This is a genomic window from Acidovorax sp. BLS4, assembly GCF_032929295.1.
GTDB lineage: Bacteria > Pseudomonadota > Gammaproteobacteria > Burkholderiales > Burkholderiaceae_C > Paracidovorax.
Genome location: NZ_CP136797.1, coordinates 1384795 through 1403954 on the forward strand (window position 1 = coordinate 1384795; position 19160 = coordinate 1403954).

The following is a 19160-nucleotide window of genomic DNA, read 5'->3' on the forward strand; positions in this document are numbered from 1 at the left end:
AAATATAGCAATCATGCCCGCCTTGGAGCGCTTCAACGCACTTGAGCGTGCCTTTGCACGTCTCAGCGCGCCTTGGCCGGCGTGGAGGCTGGCGGTTTTGGGGCTGCCCCTGCGGCACCGCCCTGCACCTTGTCCCCGGCACGGGCCAGCAGCACGGCGCAGTTCTCGTCGTCGTCCGCTGCAGGCACCGTGATGGGGGCCAGCGCCAGCGCCACCGGCGCGACCACGGCGGCCGCCACGGCGGCGCCCGCGCGCAGCAGCAGCGGGCCGGCTTCCAGACCCACCTTGGGATCGGCGAACGGGCCCTTCACGTACAGCGGAGTGCGCAGGGAGAAGAACTTCCACTGCAGCGATTCGGGCTTGATGCGCAGGTCGAGGTGCTCGCGGCCCAGGTCGGCCGTGCCGGTGGCTTCCACCGTGGCCTCGTTGGTGCTCAGCTTCACCGAGCGGGTCTGCGCGATGCCGTCTTTCACCGCGAAGTCGGCCACGGCGCAGCGCAACTGCACTTCCTTGTCGTCGCCGAAGAGCTTGGCCACCACCACGCTCCCCACGTTGAGCGCGGCCAGGTCCAGCATCTGCTTGCTGAAACGGCCATCGCGGATGTACAGGCGGGTTTCGCCGCTGGCGCTGCCCAGCATGCTGGCCACCGACTGGCCACTGCCGTTCAGGGCCACGGCACCATCGAGCCGGCCGAAGCTCTTTTCCATCAGTTCGACCTTGGGAAACAGGCCCGACAGCCGCAGCCCTTCCACGCTGCCGCGCAACTGGGCCTTGAGCGGCTTGGTGCGGCTGTCCAGCACCACGGTGGAATCGATCTTGCCCTGCGCCACACCGAACTGCAGGGGCGAGAGGGTGAGCAGGGCGTTGTCCAGCACCGCATGCACGCGCAGGTTTTCGATCGGCAGGCTCTCGTCGCGCACGATCTGCTGGCCACTGAAGGTCAGGTCCAGGTCCATCGCGTTCCAGCGGTCGGTGGCGAATGCCACGTCGGGCAGCACCTTGCCGGGGCGTTTGGAGGTGCCTTTTTCCGCCTTGCCTTCGCCCGTCGGTGCGCCCAGCACGGGCCCCAGGTCGGCCAGACGCAGCTTCTTGGAGGTCATCGTGCCCTTGAGGCGGGGGCGGGGCTTGGCCGACGTGTAAGTCAGACTGCCATGCAGATCGCTGTCGCCCACGGTGCCGTCGAAATCGCGGTACTCCCACACCGCGTTGTCCGGCTCCAGGCTGCCCACCAGCCGGCCGCGCGTGCGAAACGGCGGCGTGTTCGGCAGCACCAGGCCGGTCAGGTCATACAGGTCGGCCATGCTCTCGGCCTTGAGCATCACCTTCAGGTCCATGCCCGACAGCGCAGCCGGGTTGGACAGGATGCCTTCCACCTCGGCTTCCACCGTGCCGGCCTTCGCCTTGAACCGCAGCGGGTAGTCCACGACCTTTTCGCGCAGATCCATGACGTGCCCGCCTTCGCCCCGGCCCTGGATGCGGGCCTTGGCGTAGCGGCCCCGCACCTCGAAGCGCACGCCGTACGGGCCGGGCGCCTGCCCGGCGGGCGTATCGATGGTTCCGAGCTTGGCGGTGAAAGCCAGGTCTTTCACGGCATCGGCATAGGCCAGCTGGCCATCGCGCACCACGAGCCGTCCCACGCTCACGCTCCAGGGATTGGGCTTCGCCGGCCCGCCGTCCTTGGCGGGGCGGTCGAAGGTCCAGTTGTTGCTGCCGTCGGCCTTGCGGGCCAGCGCCACGTCAGGCACGGTGAGTACCAGCGTGTCGATGGCCACATGGCGCGACAGCAGCGGCAGGAGCCGAAGCGAAGCACTGACGCTGCCCAGTGTGGCCATGGGCTGGCCGGACGCGGGCACCGAGGCCGTGCTGTCCGGCGCGGCCGGCACGGAAGCCGCCGATGCAGCCGACACCGCAGGCGTGGCCGATGCGGCGGCCTTCTCGGCACGCGCCTTCACGGTGGCGGTGGATGCATCGTCCGTCTGCACATCCAGGGCGCCGAAGTGCCCGAAGTCCGCCCGGTTGTCCATCACCAGCCGGTCCGCCTGCACCGTGACACCTGGAACCCAGCGGCGCCAGCCGGTTTCCACGGGCTGCGGCCACTGCCAGTGGGCCCTCAGATCGCCCTCGATGGCAAAGCGGCGGCCGGTGGCCTCGCTGACCTGCTGGTTGATCCAGGGCTTGGCCCGATTCCAGTCGAACCACGCCACGAAGGCCAGCAACAGCAGCAGCACAACGAGCAGCCCCGCCACTGCGGCAAGCGGCAGCCGCGACCGCCGCCTCCGGGAGGGCGTGGGCGATGCAGGGGTGGGCGCAGGGGAGGAAGGCGAAGTCTCAGGGGGCATGGTCATGGGCGTTTTCTTGGGGCCATGCTAGCCCGCGCTTGCGGCTTCCTCCCGCTGCCATGCCGCTTTGCCGCCGTTGTCCTACAGGGGCGACCATGCTGTTGCACGGGGCGGAATGACGTGCATCAAAGACTGTCGAACGGACCCGGTGGCATTGAGCGATGCGCTGCCGCGCCAAGCGGTTTCGGTCGGCAGGGCTCGGAAGAAATCCAGCAGCTGCTGCAGGAGCGGCTGCGGCGCGCGGCGTACTTGAAATCGGCCCGAACGTCAGCTTCGGACCTGTCGACCCGGCTGCCGCCCCTCGAGGAGCATCCCAGCGGCTCCACTGCCGATGCGAAAAAGCCCCCGCAAGACGACTCGTCAGCGAAATCCGTTCCGGCCAGGCCATAGAAAAAGGGGCTGAAAAGCCCCTTTTGCAGCGACCCAGAGACACATCGGCATCTGTGGATCAGGTATCGATTGGAGCGGGTGAAGGGAATCGAACCCTCGTATGAAGCTTGGGAAGCTGCCGTTCTACCATTGAACTACACCCGCATGGCGCCAGAGGCTGGGGCATTGATTGGCAATGCCTTTCGCTGTGGCGCGCCGGATTATATAAGGCTCGTCGGCCTGGTTTCCCGCACGACGTGGCAAAGATGCCATGCACGCGGTGCCTCGCTCGATTGCCCAGCCCTCAGCGATTGGCACGGCTTCGCCGCCGATGCATGAACAGTGCGAACGCTGCCATCAACGCCGTCAGAAGGTATCGCCCCCACTCGCTGATCGTCGGGATGGCCGCAGCCGCAGCCACGGGTGGCACCGCCACGGCAGTGCAGACGACAGCGACGTTGCTCACGGGGCCCGACACCGTGCCGCTGCCGTTCGTCACGGTGCAACTCTGCGCTGGCGATGTGGGCTGGTTCAGCACGGACACTGTATAGGTCGCGCCGTAAGGCACGGCCGATAGCGAGAACGCTCCATTCGCTGAAATCGACGCGTTGCCGCCGCCGTTGATTTGTAGAACGAGGCCCGTTCCCGTCAGCCCCGAAACCGTTCCGCCGACGGCATAGCTGCACTGGCTGGTGACATCCGATGCCACCCAATTGGAGGCGGTCCCGGTGAGTGCGAAGTTCTGCAGCGTGCCGTCATTGCCCCCGGCCCCATCGGGCAGGCTGGTCTGCCCGGCATTGTTGCCTCCTGCATTGCCTTGGTCGAAAGCATATGAATTCGACGCACCCGCCGGGGCCTGGCAGCCGGCTTTGGCCGTGGTGACCTCGGAGGCGGTCAGGACCCGGTTGAAAAGATCGAAGCGATCCATCGATCCGGGGAAAGACTGCGCTCCGTCGGTCCGCGAACCGATCGTCATCAACCCATTCGTGCCGGTGGAACTGGCCCCACCGGGCATGCTGGGCTGCAAGACGCCATTGATGTAGAGGGCGACGGTGCTTGTCGAAGCATCCCAGGTCATGGCAACGTGATTCCAGGCGCCTGCCGTGACCGCGTCGGTGGATCTCGTCGACACCGTGGCGCCACCATTGACGACATAGCCCAGGATTGCGCCAGAGGTGGACATCAGCAGCGTGACGAAGTTGGACGTGTCCGTCTGGGCGAAGAACACCCGGGCGGCCGTCGGCAGCGAATCGGGCTTGATCCACACCGTGGTCGAGAAACTGTTGGCTGCAGCCAGTGCCGCGGGAACGGGCATCGCGACCTGGTCGTTCGCGCCATCGAAGTGCAGCGCGTTGTCCGCGGCCGAAGCCGAAAAAGCGGCCACGATGAGGCCGATCGATGCCAGCATCCGCCATGGGTTCTGTGTCCAGGCCATTTCCGCATCTCCTCTTCATCGGTCACCAATGGATAGTTGTGGAATATATCTGCAGTGGCATTGATAGCAACGGCCCCACTTCTTTCCGAACCCATGCGCCATGGGCCGGCTCGCCACAGCCGTGCAAAGCAGCCCCGGGGCGCGGTTTGCCGTGCAGATGCAGCCCGTTGCGGGTCACCCGCCCGGGGTACCGGGCCGCATGGGGGTCATTCCAAGGCGCCCAATTCCCGCTCGCTGTCGAAACGCCGGGGCACTCCGGTGACCGGGTCGTCGAACACCAGCGACCGCGCCAACAACTGCAGCGGCTGCGAAAAGTCGCCTTCGGGCGGATCGTTGACCACGGGATAGAAAGCGTCGCCGCGCAGCGGCAGCCCCAGCGCCGCCATGTGCACGCGCAACTGGTGGCGCTTGCCCGTCACGGGCGACAGGCGGTAGCGGGCCCAGGCGCCGGCCACCTGCAGCACCTCGATGCGCGTGAGCGTGTTGGGTTCCCCCGGCACTTCCTGCATGCGAAAGAACTGCGGGCTTTCCTCCATGCGGCTGGCGTGTTCGCGGGGAAAGGCCAAGTCGTCGCGCCACGGCGCCACGGCTTCATAGGTCTTGGCGATGCGGCGGTCACGGAACAGGGCCTGGTAGGCGCCGCGCGTTTCGCGCTGCACCGAAAACAGCACCAGCCCGGCCGTGTCGCGGTCGATGCGGTGCACGGGCGCGAGGTCGGGCAGGTTCAGGCGGCGCTTGAGCCGCACCAGCAGCGTGTGCTGCAGGTAGCGGCCCGTGGGCACCACGGGCAGGAAATGCGGCTTGTCGGCCACGAGGAGGTGGTCGTCCCGGTAGAGCACGGCCTCCTCGAAGGGAATGGCGGTTTCCTGCTCCAGCGCCCGGTAGTAGTACAGCCGGATGCCGGGGGCGAAGGGCCGCTCGGCCGTGGCCGGCACGCCGAACTCGTCGACCACTTCGCGCGCGGCCATGCGCTGCAGCCAGCCTTCGCGGCCCACGGCGGGCAAGCGCTCCACGAGAAAGTCCAGCAGGCTGCCCTCGCCAGTCGAGGGCAGCGCCACGCAACTGGGGCTCACCCCGTTGCGCATGGGCAGGACGCGGGGATCGTGGCGGTTGTGCATGGCGGGCCGATTGTAGTGAGCCGCTCCGCCTGGGCCCGGTGCTGCCGCGCCATGCCGATTTCGTGGCGCCCCCACCGAAGGGGGGTTGGCTGGAATGGCCCGGCATGGTCCATTAGGGGCCCGAAATCTCTCACCCGAAGGAACTGCCATGCCAGACAGCGCGACGCCACTCCGTTGCAGGGTGCGATGGCCCGCCATGGGCGTGGCGGCCAGCCTGGCCTGCGTGCTGTCGGGCTGCGCGCTGACCGGCGCGGCCGGCTATCCGCCGAGCGCATCGCGCGTTCTGGTGGTGCCCGCCGACCTGCCGACCCCGCGCCTGTTCGACTGCGCCGCGGCTGGCCTGGCGCGCATGTCCGAGACCGGCAGTGCGTGGCCGGGGATCACGCGCAGGGACGATGCACAGGGCCTGCTGGAGTCGGGCCACTTTCCGGAGTGGAACCGCAGCGGCTTTCGCGTGCGCATCGAGCGCCCGCCCGGGGCCGGCGAGGCCACGCTGGCCCTCAAGGCCGGTGGCGCCTACCTCGTCGACCTGGGTGCGGCGCAGGCGATGAACGATTTCGAGGCGGTGTTGAGGCCCTGCATTGCCGCCGCAGGCGGCGGCAGAACTCAAGGCTGAAAGCCTGAAGCCTTTTGGACCCTATGCCCTAGGGTTTCATGCTTGTATTGCTATCAATTAAATAGCAAAACATTCAGGTGACCGCAAAGCCGTGCGTGCCGTCGCGCGCCAGTTGCTCCACCAGCCCGAACTCCCAGTCCAGATAGCCCTGCATGGCTTCGCGCGGGGCGTCGGTGCCTTCGTAGGGGCGGCGGTAGCGGTCGATGCGCGGGGAGGCCAGGCGCGTCTCGCTATGCTCCAGGGGCAGGTTTTCTTCGATCCATGCCAGGGTGCCGCCTTGCAGCACGGCCGTGGGCGCGCCGGTCAGCCGGGCGACAGCTTCGGCGGCATGGCGGGCGAGGGCGCTGGTGCCGCAGGTCAGCACATAGCGGCTGGCGGGCGGCACGCGTTCCAGTGCCTGCGCCAACTGGGACCGCAGGACGAACCAGGCACCGGGGATGTGGCGCCGAACGTATTGGGCGCTGGCGGTGAAATCCAGAACGGCTGTGTGCCCTTCGGGCTCTTCCCGCAGCCAGCGTGCGAGCTGACGTGGCGCGACCCAGGTCAGCGGCCCGTGCGGCTCGGGCGCGAGCGGCGGGGGCTGGCCCGTCTCCAGCGCGGCGGCAGGATCGGCGCCGTCCAGCACCCACACGTCCCAGCCCATCTGGGCGAGCCAGGAGGCGGTCATGTTCGCTCGCGTGCCATCGTCGTCGGCCAGCACGATGCGGGCGCCGCGCACGGGCGCCGCATGGTCGGTTTCCTGCACGAGCTGGCCGCCCGGCGCGCTGCGAAAACCGGGCAGGTGCCCGGCCTCGTACTCCTCGGGCGTGCGCACGTCGAAGCGGTAGGTGGTGCGGCCGGTTTCGGCGGCGAAGCGGGTGAGATCGGCCGGGCCGGCCCGGCGCACGCCGGCGCGGTCCGCCACCGCACGGGCGCGGGCGGCGGCAGCGGCGCGCTGCTCCGGCGGCACCGGCAGGAAGCGGCGGTCGGCGCCATGCTCCAGCGTCTGGCCGGCCAGCAGCCAGCCGATGGTGCCGTTGCGCAGCGCGGCCACGGGGTTGGGCAGGCCCGCGTTCACCAGCGACTGCGTGCCGATGATGCTGCGCGTGCGCCCGGCGCAGTTCACAATGATGCGCGTGGCCGGATCGGGCGCGAGCGCCTGGGCGCGCAGCACCAGCTCCGCACCGGGCACGCTGATGCCGCCCGGGATGTTCATGGTCTGGTATTCGTCGAAGCGGCGCGCATCCAGCACCACCACGTCGGCCTTGGCCTGCAGAAGCGCCTGCACCTCCTCGGCCGGCAGCGAGGGCGTGTGGCGTTCGCTCTCCACCAGTTCGCCGAAGGCCTTGCTGGGCACGTTCACGTCGATGAAGAGCTCGCCCCCGGCCTCCTTCCAGCCCTGCAGGCCGCCTTCCAGGAGCGACACGTCGGTGTAGCCCAGCGCGCGCAGGGTGCGCGCCGCAGGCTCGGCCAGGCCTTCGCCGTGGTCGTACACCACGATGGGCGTGGTCCTGCGAGGAATGCGGGTCCAGGCGTCCAGCTCGATCCGCCCGGCGGGCAGGTTGGCGGCGAAGAGCGGGTGGCCTTCGGCGAACGGGGCCTCTTCGCGCACGTCGAGCAGTGCGATCTCCTGCTGGTCGAGCAGGGCCTGGCGGACCTGTTGGGGGCGGGTGGTGGCAAAGGCGGTGGTATCGGTCATGGCACTCATGGGGCGGCGCAGGCGGAGGAAGCGGTGTGGGAGGCCGGGCCGGCGAGCGGCTGGTTCCAGAGGTTGGGCAGGGTGGCGTTGCTGTAGCCGGAGACGAAAGGGCGCACGGAACCGTCCTCGCGGTACACCGACCGCTGCACGGCCCCGATGTTGGCGCCGTACACGTGGATGCTGATCGATGTCTCGCCGGCCAGCGCGTTGCTCACGCGGTGCACGTCGCCAATGGTGGGCGAGACAGCCTCGGTGTCGCCCGGCTGCAGCCGGTGCGGGGCGCCGCGGGGCTGCCACCGGCCATCGCCGTCCTGCCCGTAGGCCTGCGACAGTTCCGCGCCGCGCAGCATGCCCACCAGGCCCCACACCGTGTGGTCGTGGATGGGCGTGGCCTGGCCCGGCCCCCACACGAAGCTCACCACCGAAAAGCGCCCGAGCGCATCGGCATGCAGCAGGTATTGCTGGTAGCGCTCGGGATCGGGCTGGGCATATTCCGGCGGCAGCCAGTCGTCGTGCGAGACCAGGTCGGCCAGCAGGGCGCTCCCGCGCGCGAGGAGGTCGGGCTCTGCCGGGCGGGGTTCCAGCAGGGCGGCGATCTGCTGCACGAAGTGGCGCAGGCGGGCCGTGTTGGGCGGGTTGTTCACGGGGGCGGTGGGCGAGGGGGCGGTTGGCATGCCGCCATTGCACCAGCCCGGCCGCCGGCAAAGGAAGCGGGTTTTTCATATGCATGCATGTTTTTCTTCTTTCCCCCAGCGCCCCGGACTGACGGCGCCCCCTTGCAGAAACCGAATGACCACAGGCGTTTTTCTTCGTTGGCGCGGGTGGGCGCGATGCCCATCATCGGTGGCTCGCTGTCTGTCTCACGTTCCTTCAAGGAGTCTCCATGGGTGTCCAGTTCATCGGCATGATCCAGCCGCACGAGGTGTCAGAAACCATCGCCCGCAAGGGCCCGGCCGTGGACCCGGCGTACGTGCGGGCCTTTGCCCAGGCGCATGAGCACGCGGGCTTCGACCGCATCCTGGTGCCGGCCAGCGGCACCAGCCCCGACACGCTGCTGACCGTGGCCTACGCCGCCTCGGCCACGCAGAAAATCGCCTTCCTGCTGGCACACCGCCCCGGCTTCGTGGCCCCGACCCTGGCCGCGCGCCAGTTGGCCACGCTGGACCACTACACCGGCGGCCGCGTGGCGGTGCACTACATCTCGGGCGGCTCCGATGCCGACCAGCAGCGCGACGGCGATTTCCTGGGCCACGACGAGCGCTATGCCCGCACCGACGAATACCTCACGCTGCTGCGGCGCGTGTGGACCGAGGACCGCCCCTTCGACCACCACGGCACCTACTACCAGGTGAAAGGCGCTGCGTCCGAGGTCAAGCCGCTGCAGGCGCCCTATGTGCCCATCTACTTCGGCGGTGCCTCCGCGCCCGCGCTGAAGGTGGCCGGCAAGCATGCCGACGTGTATGCGCTTTGGGGCGAGTCGCTCGCCCAGGCCGGTGACCTGGTGCGCCAGGTGCGCGCGGAGGCCGCGCAGCATGGCCGGCACATCGAGTTCAGCATCTCGTTCCGCCCCATCCTGGGCCGCACCGAGGAAGAGGCCTGGGCCCGCGCGGACCAGATCCTGGAAACCACCCGCCGCCTGGGCGTGCCCCAGGGCCACGCGCGCGGCACCGGCCCGCAGCAGAGCGAGGGTGCGCAGCGCCTGCTGGCCGATGCGGCCAAGGGCGACCGCGTGGACGAGCGACTGTGGACGGCCATCGCGCGCGAAACCGGCGGGCGGTCCAACTCCACCTCGCTCGTGGGCACGCCCGAGCAGGTGGCGGACGCACTGCTCAAGTACTACGACTTAGGGATCACCACGTTCCTGATCCGGGGCTTCGACCCGCTGGTGGATGCGATCGAGTACGGCCGCGAACTGTTGCCGCTGGTGCGGGCCAAGGTGGCCGAGCGGGATCGGGTGAATGCCAATCGGGCGGCGTTGAAGGTGGCTTGAACTCGGGCGATGGTGTCTTTTGCCCCTTGCTCCTCGGATGGGGCGCATCTATGTGCGCGCTGCCCACTGTGGCGAGATCAGTCCAGCGCCACCTAAACGATCAACTGACGCTGATACCTGACGGAGTGGAATGCAAATGTCTGATTCGCTTGGCAGTTGCAGTTGGGGAGCAGAAGAAGCGGTAGCACATTATGAATCGCCCCGGGATTCGCGGAGGCTGTTTGGTTTAAGTCAGGCCATCACCGTGGCGGCCTGATTGGCGAGTTGCCGGTAGTAGTTTGCCTCAGCCTCTGCCGGCTGTATGTAGCCGATGGGCTCGAGCAGGCGATGGTGGTTGAACCAGGGCACCCATTCCAGGGTCGCGAACTCCACCGCCTCCTTGGTCTTCCATGGCGCTCGACGATGAATCAACTCGGCCTTGTACAGCCCGTTGATGGTTTCGGCCAAAGCGTTGTCGTAGCTGTCGCCCTTGCTGCCCACGGATGGCTCGATGCCAGCTTCGGCCAGTCGCTCCGTGTAGCGAATGCTGACGTATTGCGACCCCCTGTCGGAGTGACAGACCAGGCTGCCGTCGCGTTCGGGCTGTCTGGCGTACAGGGCTTGCTCCAGCGCATCGAGCACGAAGTCAGTGCGCATTGAGCTGCTCACGCGCCAACCCACGATGCGACGGACAAACACGTCAACGACGAAGGCCACGTACAGCCAGCCCTGCCAAGTCGAGACATAGGTGAAGTCGCTCACCCACAACTGGTTCGGTCGCTCGGCACAGAACTGCCGGTTGAACCGGTCCAGCGGGCATGGCGCCCTGGCATCACCGACGGTCGCGCGCACGACCTTGCCGCGCATCACACCGCGCAGCCCCAGCTTGCGCATCAGGCGCTCGACCGTGCAGCGAGCCACGCTCACGCCTTCGCGCCCCAGTTGGCGCCACACCTTGTCAGCGCCGTAGACCTGCATGTTGGCCTGCCAGACGCGTTGAATCTGCGGTATCAACTGCTCATCTCGCAAAGCCCGAGCGCAGCGTTTGTGTGGCTCGCGCAGCAGCGCAGCACGTCTTCAACAAGCCGACGGAGCAATCTGCAAGACCTTGCAGAGCGGCTCGACCCCGAAGGTATTGCGATGCCTGTCGATGAAGTCCTTCAGGACTTGAGCCGGCGGTCGAGCTCCGCCTGGGCGAAAAACGCGCTGGCCAGCTTCAATATCTCATTGGCCCGCCGCAGCTCCTTGACCTCGCGCTCCAGTTCCTTGACCCGCGGAGCCTCGCTGGTCGTGACGCCTTCACGCACGCCAGCGTCGACCTCCGCGCGCTTGACCCATTCGTTCAAGGTCTGCGGCACACAGCCAATCTTGGGGGCGATGGGCTCGATGGCGGCCCACAACGACGGGTACTCCCCACGGTGCTCCTGCACCATCCTCACTGCACGCTCACGCACCTCAGGCGAGAACTTGTTCGTCTTCTTCATGGCTCAATCCTCTCAGAGTGTTGAGCCTCCTCAAAACCTGGTGCGATTCACAGCGTATGTGGCGCTCTCCTGGTTGCGGAAGGGGGCAAGTTCTTAGGTACTTTCACATACTGTTGGTGTGTATATGTACTGCCGCGTAGTGGCCTGATCGATTTGTAGAAAAATGGCTATTGAGGCGGTCCGCAGAGCGGACTAACCTAGTGTCCAGCTTTGGCGTGGCTGGTGAAAATTGATGCTCGTTTCAGCTGTGTCTCTGCTACGGGATTTGCTGGCTACGAGGCGAGATGGCGACGGCTGGAGACATCTTCAGGAGCTTTCAGAACGCCATCCGTTTGTGTGCGGATATTCGCCTCGTGGGCAGCGCAGCCTCTATCGATATATCAATTTAACTCGGCAAACCCTTCGAGCACGCAGGCCCAATTTCGTGAGCTACATAGTCGACCCTGGAAGAAGGTGCTCCAAAAAGGTTGGATCCGTCGATTACGACTGACCGCACATCTGCTTTCTTTCCTGAAATATATCCGCACAAGTATGAATAGTTCATCCGCAATGCCTCCTTGTCGATTCAACCGCAATCAAATACTAGAGGCACTGTTGGAGCGCCCCCCTGAGTGGGTGTCATCCATCAAAGAGCAATACGATGGCAACTGGGACTTGCTGCTAGAGGAAATCGTTGCGAAGCTGCCCGGTGAGCCCGGACGTTCGCTGGCAGACATGCTATCGGGGCGCAGTTTGACGGTGGACGAGTTGGTGGTGCTCCCGGAACACATCCATTTGGGCGCCGTACTCATCCACGCCGGGCGCCCTGAGGGGGTCGAAGTGGTTCTGGCTGCCTTGACGGGAAGCAATGAGAGATTGCGCTGTTTGGCATTGACGGCCATTCCAGCTATGTGTGGCGAAGGCTTGGGGCGAGGTGGACGGCCGGGCGCCATGCCGCTGAGCATTGAAGCGCTGAGTTCCGCACTTGGCATTGCGCTACAAGGCATGTTTCAGGCAGAGGCCAATGATGCGATGAAGGAGTTCGGTCAGTTCGAGCCACGCGCATACCTGCCAGTCCTGACCCCTCTGCTTTGGCACGAAGACCCGCAGGTTTTTCGGCCTGTGATCAAACACTTTGTCGAGATAGATTGCGACGACGGTGCGCTGGATGTGATAGCCAAACATCTGCTGGAGCCCGGTATTCGGACGGCGAAGGATTTGATGACCCAGTCACGCACCGCCCACGATCTGTGTGAATATCTGGCAATGTGGATCGATCCGTCCAAAGCCGAGCCGAACAGACGGCGTGCCGCGCAAATTGCCAGTCAAGCCATCACCGAGGCGCTGGATTCGGAGAACCCGCACGAACGCTTGGCTAGTGCCTCGAAGGGGTGGCTGTCTGCTGAAGAGTTGCTCAAAGCGATCTACCTATGTCCGTCCGGTGCAACCGCTGATCTGCTGGAGCGCGTCGCATCGGCCGGCAATCTAGAACCTCGCACACGCGTGGAAGCCCTGTGGAGACACAAGAGCCTCACCGGGACGATTCTTTCGGTGCGGGCGACCGTGATCCGCGATTTCTTCGCGTCTGACACCGGCAAGCCGGAGCTTGGCAAACTCATCGAAAACCTGGTTGCACAGGACCTGGTGACGCTTGATGAGCTGGCGCACGGTGCCGCAAATTCCAAATGGACATATAGCGTGACGGAAGCGATCACCCAAAAATTGCGTGGAGAGGATCTGCAAAAGGATGCTGCGGTTGCACTGAAGGGTCTGCTTGCCGCCCTGGGCGCATTGTGTGAAAGCTTTTTGCACGACACAGAAGAGATCCGTTACGTCGCCGAGTGCCTTGCATCTCTACCGCGATCACCTGCGGACAATGCGGGGATTGGACGAGCATTGAATGTGGCCCTGGTGGGAGCTCAGCGCATGTCCAAGTACCCTTGGCTCGCCCAGGAGGTGATGACCCTGCTGCAGATGTTTGGTGGAGGCGCTGAGCTTGATTTGGACTCCATGGATCCATGGGATGCCATGGTGGAGCACTGGCGACGCGAGAACATCGATTGGCCAAGCGCCGCCAAGCTGCTGGTGGATGCCGGTGCCGTCAGCCCTGAACGTAAGTTGGATCTACCGCCAGAGGTGGGCGACGCAAGAACAGGGGGCATACATCCTCAATTGCTTTCCGTCTTGCGGGCTGGTGGGAGGGGGTGTCATGAATGGTTGAACAACACATCATACGAGCATCACCACGACAAGCTGTTTTCAGCGTTTGTCGCCCTGGCACACCAACCCATCGCACTGGACACGGTGGTGCAGTTGGGCGAAATGGAGTTTGCAATGGTCCCTGACGACGAACAACCGCAGGAGGCAAAGGACTATGGCATTCCGGTTTTCTCCACGGAAGGCACGCGGCAGCAGGTAGTGGCTTCCTTTAAGGGACAAACATTCAAGTTCCTCGCACATCCTAACGGCACTTACATGGACGCTTGGGCCGTCCTCCACGCGTTCAATCAATTCATGGTGCAGTTGGGGCGACCAGAGCAACTATTCTGGCTCGGCAGTGAGCAGGAAGGCGAAGACTCGGGCTTTTTTGTCTGCGCTTTGTCGGCGAGATTCTTGCCGGTCTGCGAAAAGTTGCGTTTGCCGGTGCGCAGGACTCGTTGATTCGACGCGGCTTTGTGCAGAAGAGCCCAATTTGGCGCCAGTCCATGTAGCGTCAGTGTGAGTGGAAGCAGATGTTTTTTCCATCACGGTCTGCCGCTCCACCCATACTTTTCCCCTGATTTTCTTTATGAGACAGAACGTCCATTCACGGCATTTTTCTTTGGAAGCGGATCCATCTGCCCCGCCAGCTCTGCTCAAAGACGTCCTGTCCGTAATTCGGCAGCATGCACCGCATAGCGATATCAGCGAGTCCGATATCGAGGAGTTTCGCCTCTCTCCACAAGAGGAGTTCGGCGCTGATTCGATTATGGGAACAGTCGATGGTGATCGACTAGTGTCGATTTGTGTAGAGCGCACCTGCGGAATTTGGAATGACCTAATCTACGACCTGATGAGTCAATTCGGATACCATTTTGTTGCACATGGTTACGGAAAAATCACCACGATAGCCGAAATGGGGTTGAGCACGCCGGAGGAAGAGTTCGAGAGGAATCGCGCGAGGGCGTCGCGAGCCCGCTTGAGTAAGTAGTAGGCACGCTGGCAGTTCATCGGACTCATCTATGTTGCGAACGGCCTGGGCCGCGCTCCATTGCGGCTTTAACCCCGCGCCGCCCTATGTCGCATGCGCGAAATTTTCAACGCTCATGTATATAGGCTAAGGAAATCCTGCAAAACCTCGCGATCAGCCTGATAGGGGCAGCGCGGTCATGGCATCCTCACAGGCATGAAGCAAAGCAGCCTTGAGCTTAACCTGAGCACCAAGAAGAACCGCAAGCAAGAGCTGCTGGCTCAGATGGATCGGGTGGTTTCCTGGGCTGCGTTGGTCGACTCAATGCCCCGTATTACTCAGAGCGCAAGAACGGCCGCCCACCCTTTGCCCTGGAGACCGTGCTGCGCATCCACTGCATGCAGCCATGGTTCACCCTGTCGGACCCGGCAATGGAAGAGGTCTTCTTTGACACGCCGATCTGCGGGGATTTTGCAGGCCTTGATGCCCATGGGCGGATGCCTGACGAGAGCACCATCCTGAGGTTTCGTTGTTGGTGCCGATGCAATCTTGACCAGCACGTCCCGTCATTTGTCTACACTTGATCTTCGCGCTTAGTTGACCGCTCGAAGCACCGCCTTCAGGCGGCTCACAGCGTCAGGAACCTCTGCCACCTTGAGATTGGAAAAGCCAAGCATGAAGCCGTGCATCGCAGGTTTGCGCAAAAAATGGGGAGAAAGCGGCCGAATCGTGAGTCCAGCTTCCGTTGCTCTTGCGCTAATTTCCACATCTATCCCACTATTGAGTTGCACAGGAACGAAGAGTCCCTGGTCGCAAGGAAGCAATGTGAGTTCGTCGGCTACCTGCCTCGATAGTTGTGTGCACAGTGCATCGTGGCGCTCTTGCATGATGAGCCTCACCCGGCGCACATGGGCTTCGAAAGCTCCGGTAGAAATGAAGCTTTCCAGCGCCATTTGTTCCAGGAGGGGGGAATGCAGATCCGCCAATCGCTTGGCACCAGCGAATGCGTCGATGAGGCAATCTGGGACGATGACATAGCCAAGGCGCAGGGACGGCGAGAGGGCCTTGCTGAAGCTCCCGACATAGATCACTGCACCTTGTCTGTCCAACCCCTGTAGGGCGGGAAATGGTTGGCCTGCATATCGGAACTCACTGTCATAGTCGTCCTCGACAATCCAACCTCCAGTTGCCTCAGCCCACTGAAGCGCTGCAAAGCGTCTTTGCATGGAAAGCACCATCCCCAGCGGATACTGATGCGATGGGGTAAGGAACATCGCCCGCGGAGGCACGCCTGTTTTAGCAGGGTGCGGGATGGCTGCGCCTTGGGCATCTACTTGCATGCCGATGCGCTTGACCCCCGCATCCGAGAGAAGTGCCCGAAGTGGCAGGTAGCCTGGATCTTCGATCAACGCGTGATCTCCTCTGGCTAGCAAAACTTTGACGGCCAATGCCAAACCTTGTTGGGCCCCGGATGTCATCACGACCTGCTCTGGACGGGCATTTACGCCGCGCGCACCACGGACGTGGCTGACTATTGCTTGGCGTAAATCAAGCAGTCCTTGAGGCCCCGAGTAGCTTCCGTTCAATCGCAGTCGACGGGTTGCGGAAACGACATGCCGTTCCCACACCTTGCCGGCACTGACTTCCTCGCCCTGGGTGCTAACTGAGAAAAGTCTGTGAAGCGGGGGGGGCATCAACTGCCGAAGAGGCTCCAGATTCCTTGCAGTCCTGGGCAGATCGCGTGCGCCTCTCTGTGTGACCGACTCTGCTTGAGGCTTGCCCAGATACGTGATGCCGCGAAGCTGCTTTGCTACTGCGGTACCGGAGCCGATTTGAGCGGTGAGATAGCCCTCTGCTAGCAACTGATCGTATGCGCTGGTGAGAGTTGCCCTCGAGACGCCCAACTGTTCAGACAAGTGCCTTGTCGAAGGCAGTTTGGACAGCGGTCGCAAATCGCCATCGATGACCAATTGTCGGATCTGGCTGGCAATCTGCGTGTGCAAGGAGATCCTGGAGTTCCTGTCTACGAACACCTTGAGCAGATCGGCTGCAATTCTTCGTCTTGCCATAGTGGACTGATTTTATGACTCATAAATGGCTACTGAGGCGGTCCATTTAACAACTCACTCTCGGACGTAGTTCTCATGGAGACGTTGGTTGGGTGTGCTGAAGCGGTCATCTGACTTCCGTCCTGCGGATGGAATGCACTGTCCTTTCTTTGGGTTCGTTGGTGTGTGTTCGTCTAGCCCATGCGGAACCGACTCGCAGCATGGTCTGAGGTGACGTTCGGTCATGTCTTACCGCAGGCTGAGCAATAGCAACCGAGAAGTGCCAGGTGGCGCGGTCTTAATGTGCTTCGGCACTGGATGTGGAGATGAGCTTGATCAAATTGAGGGAATGTTGAGCATGAGTCGGGAGCGAATCGAGTGGGCTTTGCCTCGGTGGTTGAGGCCCGACCTGCACCAATTTTTCTTTTGTGCGATTTGACCGAATGCGTTCGCAGTCCTGCTCGGAAGGGACCTGCAGGCAATTCGATGGAGATTCAGACTGTGGTGTTAGAGGGACCTGTAGGGGACATGATGAGGCGGCTCTCGTTTGTGTGGCAGTTATCTTTTAAGCACGCGTAGCAATCCGTATTGTCCGCTTTGCGTTCTGAGTTTTCGATTGCCTTCGGCCCATAGCATCTCCTCAATCACCCATCCCCACCTGGCGCTCGCATGCCGGCCAAGGTTGGCAAGGTAGCGCGCATCGCATCCAGAAACCGCCGCAGCCGCGCCGGATAGAACCGGGCATGCGGATACACCAGGTACACCGGCAGCGGCGCCGCCTGCCACGCGGGCGCCAGGTGCCGCAGGCGGCCCTGGCGCAGGTCGGCCTCCACCGCCCAGGCGGAGGCCACTGCCGCGCCCAGGCCCGCCAGCGCCGCGCTGCGCAGGGCATAGAGGCTGTCGGTGCCCATGCGCGGGTGGATGGCGAAGCGCTCCACCGCGCCGTCCGGCACGCGGGTGAGGGACACCTCGCGCTGGTAGTAGGTGCGCAGGGCCAGCCAGGGCAGGTCGCGCAGCGCGCTCGCGTGCTCGGGCACGGCGCCGCCCGGCAGCAGCTGAGGCGTCGCGACGACGATGCGCGGCACCTCGGCCAGGTGGATGGCGACCACCGAGGGGTCGTCCACCGCCCCGACCTGCACCGCGCAGTCGATGCCCTCGGCGATGAAGTCGGGCCGGCGGTCGTGCAGCAGCCATTCGACCGACACCTCGGGATACTGCCGCAGGTAGTCCGCCAACGGGGCGATGAGCTGCTCCTGCCCGAAGGCATGCGGCACCAGCACACGCAGCGTGCCGCGCGGTGTGTCGTGCGCGCCCCGCAGGTCGGCCTCCATCGCGCGCCAGTCGTCCAGCAGCGCCTTGGCATGCGCGAAGCAGCGCTCGCCGTCTTCGGTGAGCTTCATGACATGGGTGGAACGCTGCAGCAGCCTGAGCCCCAGCGACCGCTCCAGCGCCTGGAGCCTGCGGCTCACCGTGGGCTGGGTGGTACCCAGTTGCTGGGCGGCGGCGGAGAGGTTGCCGGCTTCGACGATGCGCACGAAGGTCTGCATGAGTTCGATGCGATCGACGCCGGCAAGGGAGGCCGTGGCAGAGGCTTGCTTCATACGCCAAGCGTATAGCAGATGTGCGCATGAGCCCACTACCCAGAGCGAGGCGGTTCGCACAAACTCCGGCCCATCGCTTCCATTCAAGGGTCTTCCCCATGTCTTCCATTCAAAACCCGCATGCAGCCGCTGAGACGGGTGGTCCTTCCACGGGCGTGCCGGCGCCGCTATTGCTGCTGCTGGCCACTGCCGCGGGCTTGAGCGTGGCCTCGCTCTACTACAGCCAGCCCATGCTGGGCGTGCTGGGCCCGGACATCCACGCCAGCGAGCGCGCCGTGGGCCTGGTGCCCACGCTCACGCAGTTGGGCTATGCGCTGGGCATCTTGTTTCTGGCCCCGCTGGGCGACCGCTACGACCGCCGCCGCATCATTTTGGCCAAGGCCGCCGTGCTGGCCCTGGCCTTGCTGATGAGCGGGTTCGCTCCCGGCATCGGCTGGCTGCTCGTTGCCAGCCTGGCCATCGGCCTGTCGGCCACGCTGGCCCAGGACGTGGTGCCGGCCGCGGCCACGCTGGCCCCGGTGGCCCATCGCGGCAAGGTGGTGGGCACGGTGATGACCGGGCTGCTGCTGGGCATTTTGCTGTCGCGGGTGGTGAGCGGTTTCGTGGCCGAGCACTTCGGCTGGCGCGCCGTGTATGTGGCCGCTGCCGTGTCGATCGCGCTGATCGGCATGGCTGCCTGGAAAGGCCTGCCCAGCTTTGCGCCCACCACGCCGCTGCCGTACCGGGCGTTGATCGGCTCGATGGCCGCGCTGTGGCGCCGCCATGGCGCACTGCGCCGCGCCGCCTGGGCACAGGGATTGCTGTCGGTGGGCTTCAGCGCCTTCTGGTCCACCCTGGCCGTGATGCTGCATGGCTCGTTCCATCTGGGCAGCGCAGCCGCTGGCGCTTTCGGCCTGGCCGGCGCGGCGGGTGCCCTGGCTGCGCCGCTGGCCGGCCGCATCGCCGACCGCAGCGGCCCGGAGCGGGTGACGCGGCTCGGCGCCGGACTGGCCGTGATCTCGTTCGCCGCCATGGGCCTGGCCCACTGGCTGCCGCCGCAAGCCCAGCTGGGGCTGATCGTGGCGAGCGCCATCGGGTTCGACTTCGGGGTGCAGGCCACGCTGGTGGCGCACCAGACCATCGTGTACGGCATCGAGCCCGCCGCCCGCAGCCGCCTGAATGCGCTGCTGTTCACCGGCATGTTCGTGGGCATGTCGGCCGGCGCGGCGCTGGGCAGCCTGGCGCTGGCGCAATGGGGCTGGCTGGGGGTGGTGGCGCTGGCCACCGCCGCTTCGGCCGCGGCCCTGGCCGTGCGGTGCCTGCCGGGGCGTGGGGCTGCCACCGCCGCGGCGATCTGATCGTGTGGCGCGCGGTGC

The 19160-nt window shown here is 64.7% G+C and carries 12 protein-coding genes, 1 tRNA gene, 2 pseudogenes and 1 other annotated feature; of the genes and pseudogenes, 6 read left to right on the plus strand and 9 right to left on the minus strand.

All coding sequences use genetic code 11. The features are described 5' to 3' along the window. Positions 1-62: 62 nt before the first annotated feature. The 4 genes from R1Z03_RS06345 to R1Z03_RS06360 all read right to left on the minus strand — a co-directional run bounded on the left by R1Z03_RS06345 (position 63) and on the right by R1Z03_RS06360 (position 5261). Positions 63-2339 carry an AsmA family protein gene (locus tag R1Z03_RS06345; RefSeq protein ID WP_372588269.1) on the minus strand — a complete coding sequence of 759 codons (2277 nt, stop codon included), beginning with the start codon at positions 2337-2339 and terminating at the stop codon, positions 63-65. 460 nt (positions 2340-2799) lie between these two features. Next, positions 2800-2873 (minus strand) — tRNA-Gly (locus R1Z03_RS06350). 139 nt (positions 2874-3012) lie between these two features. After that, positions 3013-4143: an IPTL-CTERM sorting domain-containing protein gene (locus R1Z03_RS06355; protein ID WP_317357846.1), complete on the minus strand. Its 1131-nt coding sequence runs from the start codon at positions 4141-4143 to the stop codon at positions 3013-3015. A gap of 206 nt (positions 4144-4349) precedes the next feature. Then, the gene (locus R1Z03_RS06360; RefSeq protein ID WP_317357849.1) at positions 4350-5261 is read right to left on the minus strand and encodes a pseudouridine synthase; all 912 of its coding nucleotides are present in this window, start codon (positions 5259-5261) and stop codon (positions 4350-4352) included. A gap of 148 nt (positions 5262-5409) precedes the next feature. Between R1Z03_RS06360 and R1Z03_RS06365 the strand changes: the two genes are divergently transcribed. Then, positions 5410-5877 carry a hypothetical protein gene (locus R1Z03_RS06365; RefSeq protein ID WP_317357852.1) on the plus strand — a complete coding sequence of 156 codons (468 nt, stop codon included), beginning with the start codon at positions 5410-5412 and terminating at the stop codon, positions 5875-5877. A gap of 73 nt (positions 5878-5950) precedes the next feature. Here the strand turns inward: R1Z03_RS06365 and R1Z03_RS06370 are convergent, their stop codons facing one another. Further along, positions 5951-7555, minus strand: coding sequence for a rhodanese-related sulfurtransferase (locus R1Z03_RS06370; protein WP_372588238.1), 1605 nt, complete (start codon positions 7553-7555; stop codon positions 5951-5953). Between the two features lie 5 nt (positions 7556-7560). Further along, on the minus strand, positions 7561-8229 hold the full coding sequence (locus R1Z03_RS06375) for a cysteine dioxygenase (RefSeq protein ID WP_317357858.1): 669 nt from the start codon (positions 8227-8229) through the stop codon (positions 7561-7563). A gap of 209 nt (positions 8230-8438) precedes the next feature. Here R1Z03_RS06375 and R1Z03_RS06380 point away from each other — a divergent pair, with 209 nt between their 5' ends. After that, positions 8439-9545, plus strand: a complete 1107-nt coding sequence (locus R1Z03_RS06380) for an LLM class flavin-dependent oxidoreductase (RefSeq protein ID WP_284428499.1) — start codon at positions 8439-8441, stop codon at positions 9543-9545. Positions 9546-9776: 231 nt separating this feature from the next. Here R1Z03_RS06380 and R1Z03_RS06385 read toward each other — a convergent pair. Then, a pseudogene (locus R1Z03_RS06385) lies at positions 9777-11008 on the minus strand (IS3 family transposase). After that, positions 10614-10730 (minus strand) — a sequence feature (AL1L pseudoknot). (Overlaps the previous pseudogene by 117 nt.) Positions 11009-11623: 615 nt before the next feature. On the opposite strand from R1Z03_RS06385, the gene R1Z03_RS06390 reads away from it, so the two are divergent. From R1Z03_RS06390 to R1Z03_RS06400, 3 genes and pseudogenes are all read left to right on the plus strand, one after another. After that, a complete protein-coding gene (locus tag R1Z03_RS06390; RefSeq protein ID WP_317357861.1) occupies positions 11624-13648 on the plus strand; it encodes a hypothetical protein in 2025 nt (674 codons plus the stop codon). A gap of 61 nt (positions 13649-13709) precedes the next feature. After that, on the plus strand, positions 13710-14177 hold the full coding sequence (locus R1Z03_RS06395) for a hypothetical protein (protein WP_317357864.1): 468 nt from the start codon (positions 13710-13712) through the stop codon (positions 14175-14177). A gap of 195 nt (positions 14178-14372) precedes the next feature. Then, positions 14373-14686, plus strand: a pseudogene (locus R1Z03_RS06400) (transposase); the annotation flags it as partial. A 63-nt stretch (positions 14687-14749) separates the two neighbouring features. Here R1Z03_RS06400 and R1Z03_RS06405 read toward each other — a convergent pair. Further along, complete coding sequence (locus R1Z03_RS06405) at positions 14750-16159, minus strand: PLP-dependent aminotransferase family protein (RefSeq protein WP_317357867.1); 1410 nt, start codon at positions 16157-16159, stop codon at positions 14750-14752. Positions 16160-16848: 689 nt separating this feature from the next. Continuing rightward, the gene (locus R1Z03_RS06410; RefSeq protein ID WP_317357871.1) at positions 16849-17805 is read right to left on the minus strand and encodes a LysR substrate-binding domain-containing protein; all 957 of its coding nucleotides are present in this window, start codon (positions 17803-17805) and stop codon (positions 16849-16851) included. 98 nt (positions 17806-17903) lie between these two features. Here R1Z03_RS06410 and R1Z03_RS06415 point away from each other — a divergent pair, with 98 nt between their 5' ends. Further along, positions 17904-19142, plus strand: coding sequence for an MFS transporter (locus tag R1Z03_RS06415; RefSeq protein WP_317357875.1), 1239 nt, complete (start codon positions 17904-17906; stop codon positions 19140-19142). The last annotated feature ends 18 nt before the right edge of the window (positions 19143-19160 follow it).